The organism is Helicobacter baculiformis (assembly GCF_900197685.1).
Classification (GTDB): Bacteria; Campylobacterota; Campylobacteria; order Campylobacterales; family Helicobacteraceae; genus Helicobacter; species Helicobacter baculiformis.
Genome location: NZ_FZMF01000074.1, coordinates 1 through 8,882 on the forward strand (window position 1 = coordinate 1; position 8,882 = coordinate 8,882).

6 protein-coding genes are annotated in these 8,882 nt (G+C 46.8%); 2 read left to right on the forward strand and 4 right to left on the reverse strand.

Features of this window, described 5'->3' with window-relative positions:
* On the forward strand, positions 1–568 hold a 568-nt coding region (locus C6G87_RS08255), incomplete at its 5' end, for a restriction endonuclease subunit S (protein WP_199767681.1).
* A gap of 14 nt (positions 569–582) precedes the next feature.
* On the opposite strand, the gene C6G87_RS08260 is transcribed toward C6G87_RS08255, so the two are convergent.
* The 3 genes from C6G87_RS08260 to C6G87_RS08270 are packed head-to-tail and all read right to left on the reverse strand — an operon-like array spanning position 583 to position 7,165.
* Positions 583–3,975, reverse strand: coding sequence for a hypothetical protein (locus C6G87_RS08260; RefSeq protein ID WP_104753014.1), 3,393 nt, complete (start codon positions 3,973–3,975; stop codon positions 583–585).
* Positions 3,972–6,149, reverse strand: a complete 2,178-nt coding sequence (locus C6G87_RS08265) for a glycoside hydrolase (RefSeq protein WP_233709082.1) — start codon at positions 6,147–6,149, stop codon at positions 3,972–3,974. The genes C6G87_RS08260 and C6G87_RS08265 overlap by 4 nt, the downstream gene beginning before the upstream one ends.
* Positions 6,146–7,165, reverse strand: a complete 1,020-nt coding sequence (locus tag C6G87_RS08270; RefSeq protein ID WP_104753016.1) for a GDP-L-fucose synthase family protein — start codon at positions 7,163–7,165, stop codon at positions 6,146–6,148. Before C6G87_RS08270 ends, C6G87_RS08265 begins: the two co-directional genes overlap by 4 nt.
* Before the next feature lie 106 nt (positions 7,166–7,271).
* On the opposite strand from C6G87_RS08270, the gene C6G87_RS08275 reads away from it, so the two are divergent.
* Positions 7,272–7,829 (forward strand): YtfJ family protein, encoded by a 558-nt coding sequence (locus tag C6G87_RS08275; RefSeq protein ID WP_233709083.1) that lies wholly within the window; start codon positions 7,272–7,274, stop codon positions 7,827–7,829.
* Positions 7,830–8,040: 211 nt separating this feature from the next.
* Here C6G87_RS08275 and C6G87_RS08280 read toward each other — a convergent pair.
* Positions 8,041–8,882 (reverse strand): nucleoside 5-triphosphatase RdgB (dHAPTP, dITP,XTP-specific) (locus C6G87_RS08280; protein ID WP_324761413.1); only part of this gene is annotated, 842 nt, incomplete at its 5' end.

Consider the following 8,882-nt stretch of genomic DNA (forward strand, 5'->3'; position numbering starts at 1 on the left):
GGGGGGGGGGGGGGGGGTAAGCCTAGAAAATTTTAAATGGCAAGCATTTAGTTTTAGTGAAGTGTTTGTTTATGAAAGGGGGAGGCGGTATAAAAAAGAGGATCACACAAAGGGGGAAATCGCTTATATCTCTTCAAGTGCCATGAATAATGGCGTGGATGGCTATGTCGCCCCGCCTCCTTATATGAAAATCTATGCCAACAAAATCACTTTAGCCAATAATGGAAGTGTGGGGAGTTGCTTTTACCACCCCTACCCCTTTGTGGCCTGCGATGATTGCATGGTAGTATGGCTCAAAGAAAAAGAACTTAACCGCCATTTAGCCCTTTTTTGCACCACGATTTTAAGGCATGGGGTGCAACACCAATACGGCTTTGGTAGAAAAATTAACAAAGAGAGGCTTTTAGAGGAAAAATTTAGCCTGCCCGTCCATGCACATAACCAAATCGCCTACGACTTAATGGAACACTTTATACGGGCTTTAGAGAAACACCAAATTGAGAAAGTCAAAGCGCTGTGGGAGGAGAAATTAGGGGCGTATGCAAGCGTGGTGAGTAAGGCGCGCTAGATACCACCCATCCCCTAATGCCCCTCATCGTGGTAAAACCACCCCTTTTGACTCAAGGGTTTTAATAAGCTTTGGCATAACTTGCTAGAAGAGCCCAAGCCCTTAATTTGCTTGTTCTTATCTAAATACAAACAGGGCACGCCTTGCAAGCTCACCATGATATAATTTTGCAAATACTCCTTCAAGGTAGCCACATCGTATCTTTCACTCTTAAAAATTTGGACGCACTGGCTTTGGGTGCTCACGCGCAAATACTCTGGGCGCAAACACGCCCCAGGGTATCTGGAGAAGAAAGTCAAGCTATTGTACAAAACAGAGGTGTTGTAGAGATCGTCATTGCGATCGATGTCCAAAATCCCCTGATTTTCTAAAAACTGGGCGACTCGCCTTAAGGCAAAGAAATTTACCGGGCGTAGGGGCTTTTGTTGGTCCATCATGGTAGCAATACCCTCTTTAGAGAGATCAAGGGCTTGATTGTCATTTGTAGAGCCTAAAAAATGCATATCCAAATTTTTATCCAAAGAAAAGATAAAAATACGATCTCCCTGCTTAGAGTCGTTTTGTTGGGGGGGCGCGGTGCGGGCTATTTTGAGCGCGTTGAGCAGATTGTAGCCTAGATGGGGGTTAGGCTTGCCCATGATGAAGTCGTAAATCAAGGAGATCAAATCAAAGTCTTGGTAAATGGTGTAGGCGATGCGCCCATCATAGATATTTCCCGACACTGAGCGATCGTTGGCAACACCTTGCATTCTTTTGTCCAAATCCTTACAACCCTCAGCGCATTGAAATTCTTGAATGCGCGCTAGGGTATGCACATACCACACCACATCTAGCCCCTGCGTGCGCGCACGCATGAGGGGTTGGTAGATAAAATTGAGCGCGCGCATAAAAGTTTGGGCGATTTGCTTTGTGGGGGTGGGGGGGCTTTTTGGGCAATTATCCTTAGAACCCCCCTCTAAGAGGGCAAAGAGGAGCGACATCGCCTGTTGTTGGATACGCTTTAATAACGCCTTTTCTTTGTCATTGTTGGGTTTAAAATTAGCCAGTAAGGGCAGAGATTCTAGCGCGCTTTGGGCTTGTTGTTCTAGCTGAGGCAACACGCCTTGTAAAAAGTACGCGCGATCGCGCTTGCAGATGGAGTCTTCTTGGTACGCCTTTTGTAAAGCCTCTTCTAGGCGCGTGCGCATCGTCTCTAGGGATTGTAAAAATAGAGGGGGTAGAATGATGGCTTTGGGGGGGGAGTAGAGCGCCCATGCTTGCAGGGCTTTACAGAGAGGGGTTTTAGGGTTAAAGCCGCGTAATTGATCCTTAGTGTGCAGATACAAACAGGGGCTATTGCCAACGCTTAAGAGTCTAAAATTTGTGAGATAATCGCGATACGCCGAGGGGCTAAAACTTTGGGTGTTGAAGATGTGTTGGCAATTTTGCACGCTGGCTGGGCTTAAATATTGGGGAGCAAAGCAGGGGGTGAGGTTGGTGCGCAACCACCATGCAGAGAGGTTTTCAGGGTGTTTGAGAGTATCTATATCATAGTCTTTACTATAAAAAAACGCCTCTACGCGCGCCCTATAGTGCAGATCCCATAGTTTGAGGGCTTGCTGTTGGTTAGCAGAAAGATTCTTCAGCCATCTAGCTTTGGCATCATACCAACGCATGCGCCAATCACGCATGTCAAAAGGGGGATAAAACTTATCTTTATCTTGAATGAGATCCCATGCCAATTGCGCGCTTTTAAAATCTTCTAACCATGGGCTAGGGGGGATGTCAGCGGGCAAGGCGCAAGCGTCTTTAGTTTCACAAACACGGGTGGGGTTGTAATAGGTTTTGAGATCGCCCAAATACGCGTTAGGATTAAGCCATTGTTGGTGCGCTTGGATGAGGGGGGTGTAGATAAAATCTAGTAGGCGCATGTATTTTTGAGCCAACAAGGGGGCGGGGGTGCTGGCAAGAAAGAGCAGGGGTTCCATATAGACACCTGATGGATTGAATTGGGCGATCGAGCCTTGCAAGAGGGCTAAAAGGTGCAGGCTCTCATAATCTAGTAAGTAAGCCCACTTAGAATCTTGCAAAGAGGCTAGGGGGGTGGCTTGTAAAATGGCGCGGATGTGTTGTTGCAAAGTCAAAAACCACTTGGAGGGGGGATGGGGGTTGTCATCTTTATCCACGGGAGAATTCCACGCGTTTTTGAGAAAATCTTGGGAGTTTTGAAAAGCTGCCATCAAATCTTTAGGCAGAGGCGCGCCCACTTGCGGGGGGTGGGCTTGCAACGCACGGCAAAGGGGGTTTTTAGAGCGAAAGGTTTGGATCGTGTTTTGGGGGGTGAGATAGAGGCAGGGCTGATCATTAAAGGCGATGAGACGAAAAGCGCGCAAATACTCTTGCAAATGCGCATTAGGGCGCGCCAAGACATCGCGGCATGCCCCCTTCATCTCTTTAGAGAGAGTCGTGTTGAAACAAAGATGGGGGAAATTTTTAAGGGTTTGCTCTAGGGGCTTAGCTTGATTGGCTATCTCATCCAAACCATCTGCGCGCACATAAAGTGCAGCCATATAGTATTGACTCAACGCCTGAAAAAATTCTACATCCAAGCCCAAAGGCTTGAACATTTCATCATAGTAAGCCTGACCGGTATAGTGTCCTAAATCAATGCTATAAAGACTTAGCCCGGGGATGGGTCTTGCGCTTGAATACAGAGTCTTTAGTTGGGCAAAGATCGTAGGGTTTGCAGAGGCGAGATTGCGATCTTTTAAAAAGTCCTCCGCCTCAAATCCTTTAGGTTTAGGGATGCTAGTCTGTTGAAAGTGCAGGTAAGCGTTCACATCGAGCCCTTGTTGCGCGCTTTGGATCAAGAGCGCATAGACTAGCTTTAAACTGGTAGAAAAATTTTCTAACAAGGCTTCTTTATTGAGGGGCTCGGGATCAAAGACTTCGGGGGGATCAAAGTCCTCATCGTCATCATACACACTTGAATGGACATTGCTATAACAATCCACATCTTGAATCTTATAGCGCACCAAAAGAAAGGCATGCAGAATTTCAAAGCTTCTAATGCGTGTGGCTAGGGCTTTAGGCAAACTGGCTTGAATCTGCTTGATCGTGGGGAGCGCATCTACCATCTGTGTGGCTAACTTGATCCAAGTCTTGGCATGGTCGCTAATCACATTGGCATCATAATAAGCGGTGTCTACACCATGGTCGCATATCGCCTCCTTGGAGGCTTTTTTAACAGCCTTGAGGATGGAGTCATAAAGGCTTTGGCTGGCTTGGTAAAAAGCCTCTTTTTCTAGGGGGAAGGACGCGCTTTTGGGGGGTACATGGTAGAGACGCGCGATAAACCAAAAACTGAGCAAAGCGATCCCCAAAAAGCTAGGGATCACAAACCAGGGCCATATCACATGCTTTTTCATCGCTTGAAAAATGTCCTTTTTAAAACATGGTTTGGGGGAGAGAAATTAGGAGGTCGTATCTGCAGGGCTTGACAGAGAGGGTTTTTAGAGTTAAAGCCGCGTAATTGCTCTTTGCCGTGCAGATACAAGCAGGGGCTATTATTCACGCTTAAGAGTCTCATGCTTTTTAAATAAGCGCGGATTTTAGAGGGGTCAAAGCGTTGTTTTTCTAGGATTAGTTGGCAGTTTTGCACGCTCTGCTGGTTTAAATATTTGGGGGTAAAGCAGGGGGTGGGGTTGGCGCGCAAACGATCTAGTGAAATTTTTTCTGGGTGTAATAGCGTGTCTATATAAAAGTCTTTGTTGGTGAAAAATGCCTCAATGCGTCTTTTATAGTGCAAATCCCATAGCGGGGCCTCTTTAGGAGTCCACCATTTGGCTAAATCCTTATTGATTAAATTTGTTTGTTTGCGACCCCAAACATTCATTGTCCACATTACAGAGGGAACATCATAGGGAAGATTGCTAAAATTAGGGGTATCCTCATACCTATCCACAAGCCAACTGCCTAATTTGGCGCTTCTAAAATCCTCAAGCCAAGGACTCCAAGGGGTGTTGTCAGGGCGTGTGCAGGGTTCTTCTTGTGTGCAGGGGTAGGTAGCATTACGAGCGGATTTTTTGAGCTCTTGTAAATACACGCTAGGACTCAAGCCTTGTTTAGTGGCTTCTATTAGAGGGGTGTAGAAAAAATGGATCAGGTGGAGGTATTGATACGCCAACAGGGGGGCGGGGCTAACAACGCGGTATTGATCCACAACAGAATCAAAGATCACAGAACCTTGCAGTAGGGCTAGAAGATGGAGTCGTTCGTAATCTAGCACATGATGCCATTTAGCCCCCCGCAGAGAGGCTAGGGGGGTGGTTTGCAAAATGGCTTGCAGGCGTTTTTTAAAAGGTTTGAGGTCATGGGGGGGGGTGTCTAGCATGTAGATTAAGGAATCTTGCGCCTCCTGAAAAGCCTTAAATATATTGGAGGGCACGACCATACCCATTTGGGGAGGGTTTACCTGTAGGGTTTGACAAAGGGGGTCTTTGGAGAGGAAAGTTTGGATCGTGTTTTGGGGGGTGAGATAGAGGCAGGGCTCATCGCCAAAGGCGATGAGGTGGCTTATTCGGAAGTAATAATAGAAAAGCGCACTGGGATTCTTTAAGAAAGCTTGACACGCTAGGATGTTTTCTTTAGAGGTATTGAGGCAGTCATAGATATTTAGACGATCAAGAGGAATAGGGGGCTTAGAGGTGCTTAGGGCGCGCACACCGTTTAACCAAGTTTCAAAGCGGTAAGCGTAATAAGCTCTCCAACGCTGCATATCTTGCAGGCTCAAGCCTAGAATTTTTTGGACCTGTTTATAGTAAGCCCCTTCTTCTTGCCCGTCAATCCCATAATCGAATCTATTGAAGAGGAAATTATCTAGACCTGCTCTTAGGGTTTTAAGGCGCAAGATAGTCGGCGAGGAGTCTTTGGCTAACATGTCCTTTAAAGTTTTGAGCTTGGTGTCATAGTCCTCTGAGGAGAAGTGCAGTTGCGCTAGCAGGGCGCTTTGGTAATCGTATGTGCTGAACACAAAGCCAGTTCCCCAATTTGAAGTGCGCAAAAAAGATTCTAAGGGCAAACCCTGTTTGGAGGCATTGAGTAGTAAGGGGTAAAAAAACTCTAGGTTTTGTTGCAAGACTTCTAAGAGTTTTTGGGCTTCAAGGGGCTTTGGAGGGGGCGCTCCGTGTTCTAGCGCCGCACAATTTACCGCCATAATCTTAGCGCGCACCATCGCCAAGGCGTGCAAAGCCTCAAAGCTCCTGATTTGGTTGTAAAGGGGGAGGCTTTTTAAGCGCGCCATAAAAGGCACATGGTCTATCATTTGGGTAGCTAGGTTAATCCATGTTTTAAAGTGCTGTACTACTGCCTTTGAAGCCATCAAAGATCGATTCGTTTTGCTTGGATCGCACTCCGCTTTAAGGGCAACTTGTATAGTGTTCTCTTGGGCATTTACAAGCGAGTCATAGAGGTCCTTAGCCGCCTTGAAAAAGGCTTGTTCTTGGGGGGTAGCGGGGGTTGTAGGCGTGTGTTGCGCGCCCAAGCCAAAACTAAAGACAAAGAGCCATAAGAAAATGAAGATAGCCCAAGAGTGCTTTTTCATCGGTGTTGATACCACTTGTATACTTGCTCAATGCCCCTTCTTAAGGGGATACTTGCGCGCCAACCCAAATTAGCGATCTTGCTCACATCGCTACATTTTAATAAAGTCCCATCGGGCTTAGAGGGGTCAAAGACTAAATCCCCCTTAAAGCCCACAATCTCTTTAATCAAGTTGGCTAAATCTTTAATGCTAATATCCTCCCCCGTGCCAATATTGGTATGGTTGAGTGTAGCGCTAGCTTGTTGGTGTTGCAAGAGAAATACACACCCCCGGGCTAAATCGCGCACATGCAAAAACTCGCGTCTAGGCGCGCCGCTGCCCCAAATGCGCACCCCCTGCGCGCTCACTCCGTGTTGTTCTAAGAGATTTAAGGCTTTTTGTTGGCTAGACATCTGCAAATCTTGCAACACCAAATCTAGGCGATCGTTCTCTAACAAGCGGGCTAAGTGCATTTTTCTTAAGAGTGCGGGCAGGACATGCGAATCGTGTAGGTCAAAATTATCGTGTTCGCCATATAAATTGGTGGGCATCGCGCTGATAAAGTTCGTGCCATATTGGGCGTTGTAGGCTTCGCACATCTTTAAGCCCGCGATCTTGGCAATGGCATAAGGTTCGTTAGTGGGCTCTAGGGGGCTAGTTAAAAGGGCTTGCTCTTTAATGGGCTGGGGGCACTCTTTGGGGTAAATGCAGGTTGAGCCTAAAAAGAGGAGCTTTTTAACCCCATACTTGTAAGCGCAGTGAATGGTGTTAGTTTGGATGGCGAGGTTTTGATAAATAAACTCCGCGCGGTAGGTGTGATTGGCTAAAATCCCCCCCACTTTAGCTGCGCACAAAATGACGATGTCGGGGCGTTCTATCTCAAAAAATTGCTCCACCGCGCTCTGTTGTGTTAAATCTAGCTCAGAGTGGGTTTTTAAAATCAAGTGATCAAAACCTTGTTCTTGCAAACACGCCACCATCGCGCGCCCCACCAAACCCCTATGCCCAGCTACAAAAATTCTATCACTCCCTTGCATGCGCTCTCCCTAATCTCAAGCGATTATGATAGCAGGGCGGGGTTAGCATGTCAAGCCATTTATGGGTTTAAAAAGACATAGTATAATCCTTGTATTCTAGTTTAAGGTGGAGATATTGCAAAAGGTATTTGGTAGTTTATTATTGGCATTGAGCATGGCACATGGGGTCAATTTTACCCTCAATCAGTCGTTGCCAAATGTGGTGGTGCAGGATAAGGGCGAGTTAATCTTGAATGGGGATTCGATCCAATACAAAGTGTGGGCGAGCAAGAATTTGCCCGGTAAAGTGCGTATCTTACAGCACATCGCCGGGCGTAAGAGTGTGAAGGCAAAAAACCAACCCCTGATGGATAAAATTGTCGCTGAGCATTTTGATGAGAATAAATACCAAACAACTAATATCATCAATGTGGACGATGCCATTATGGGCACGGGGCTTTTTGTGCGCGGAGAAACCAAAAAGGCTAAAAGACAACACCCTAATAGCCAAGTGGTGATGGATAATGAGGGGGTGGTGCAAAAGGCATGGGATTTAAAAAAGCAAGAAAGCTTAGTCGTGGTGCTAGACAAGGCGGGCAAGGTGCGCTTTATGCATGAGGGCAAGTTGAGCGATGCCCAAATGCAAGAGATCATTGACTTGGCTAAGAAGTTACAACAAGAATAAGGCACGCCAAGCAAACCCCTTAAAGCGGTGTTTAACGCGCATTCAACGCGCGTTCAACCCCCCTTCAACATGGTTTAAAGGGGTGTTTTTAAGCGCGCTATGTACTCTTAGGTGAAATTCTTTAAAGTGAAGCGTTCTGCTTGGGACTTTACCCGGCGCGCGCAAACGGCGCGAGTATTCTACTTGCACCGGCTCGTCTGCGCTTGCTAGCTCAGTAGCGCAAAAACCCGTACTCCCACACTTTGGGGGTGATTTGCCCGGCTAGGGTGTCTAGGTTTTCTTGCAAGGTAGCATAGAGAGTTTTATAAAAAGTATCTTGGGCTTTGCTTGGGGGGTTGAGCTTGTTTTTGCTATCACGCCCTGCAAAAAACTCCTTAATATCGTATAAGCTCGCATTAGGGTTAGAGTCTTTATGGGAGTGGTAATAGCGATAAATCTCTTGAGCGCTTTTGAGCACTTCTAAAGCATGAGGGCTAAAGGTGGGGAGTGTGGGGCGGGGTGTCTTAAAAAGCTTGTCTTGAGCAAAAGCTAGGCTTTTGCCCTCTAGAAAATCTAATAAAGTGTGGTGGGTGTAGCGCGCTTTAGGGTGGAGCGCTTGCTCTTTAAAGGGGATGAAATGGTTTGCCCCCTGTTTAATAGAAATGCGATTTTGCGCGTGAAAGAGCATAAAGACTAGGCAATCGCCTAAAAAGTCGCGATCCTCTTGCCATGAATCCCCATAGGGGGCGTAGAATTGATCGCGATCATTGATCCAAGTGGGTTTAATGCAAAGTTGCACACTGAAGTACACACTTAGGGCGTGTAGGTTAGTGGCATCTATAAAAAGCGGGCGGGTGTGTTTAGTTATTTGATTGAGCAGGGCAACTAAATTCGTGTTTTGAAAATCACCACGCCCCTGCTTGATCGCCGCCCAACCCTCTTTAGCCTTGAAATCTGCTATCCACTCATTAATGCTAGGCACGCCCTCCAACGCCCTAAAGCTCTTCACCCCTAAGAAGTTACCCCTAGAATCATAGATGTCTAGGGCGATGGGTGATTGGGGGGGGGGGGGGG

Excerpts from the sequence above, each read along its gene's own strand:
- C6G87_RS08260 (WP_104753014.1), bottom strand. The coding sequence starts at position 3,975 with ATGAAAAAGCATGTGATATGGCCCTGGTTTGTGATCCCTAGCTTTTTG.
- C6G87_RS08265 (WP_233709082.1), bottom strand. The coding sequence starts at position 6,149 with ATGAAAAAGCACTCTTGGGCTATCTTCATTTTCTTATGGCTCTTTGTC.
- C6G87_RS08270 (WP_104753016.1), bottom strand. The coding sequence starts at position 7,165 with ATGCAAGGGAGTGATAGAATTTTTGTAGCTGGGCATAGGGGTTTGGTG.